General features: G+C 34.2%; 1 protein-coding gene. It reads right to left on the bottom strand.

All coding sequences use genetic code 11. From position 1 onward, the window contains the following. Positions 1-485: 485 nt before the first annotated feature. Positions 486-723: hypothetical protein (locus ED2_RS15870; protein ID WP_060789931.1), on the bottom strand; the 238-nt coding region annotated here is incomplete at its 5' end.

The raw sequence follows: 723 nt of genomic DNA, 5'->3' as shown, positions 1-723 counted from the left end.
GACAAATTCGTGATAAGGTAACGGATTTCTACCTTGACCACTTAGATGTCAAAAACTTGAAGGCTGATTTAGTGGATGATGAGATTGTGATATCGGCAGCTTAGCTTAAATCAGTGTTCATAAATAACTTTATATAAGAGGAGATTTATTGGGAAGGAGATTGCTTGATAGATCTCCTTTTTTCGTTGATTTTCACCATTTGATATTAATCTATTGAGTAATATGGGTAGCGTCAAGAATCTTGTGTAAATGAAATGCCTCCGTACATATAATATGATGCTATTTTTGTATTTACTTTTACTGTTTTTCTTAGGATTAGGGGGAGTAGGTACTGCTATTTTGGATGACTATAAGTGGTCGTTGTTTAGTGGAATTTGTAGGAGAATGAAAAAAAGTGCAACTGTTGAGTCTTATGAATGCTGGAAGAAGGAAATGAATGTGTAGAGGTATACAAAAGAGCCTAGCAATAGATACTAGGCTTTTTCCTATGGCTTTAAAATGTATACAGGTGGAATATGAATGTTGTTTGGACGATCACCGTTTCTGTCAGATAAACGTTGGAAAGCGCCGTGTAGACCTTCTACCAAATGACTGGATGGCAATAAATTGTGCCAATTTGTTACGATTTGATTTATTTTATTTAATCGATTCTGTTTTTCATTAAGTTGATCATCCATGTAAATATTTAGTACGTTTGTTAGGTATTGTGCCCACATTTTTAAT

It is taken from the genome of Enterococcus durans NBRC 100479 = LMG 10746, assembly GCF_001544215.1.
Classification (GTDB): domain Bacteria; phylum Bacillota; class Bacilli; order Lactobacillales; family Enterococcaceae; genus Enterococcus_B; species Enterococcus_B durans.
Note: the sequence above shows the minus strand (reverse complement) of the source record. Positions and strands in the feature narration are given on the sequence as shown.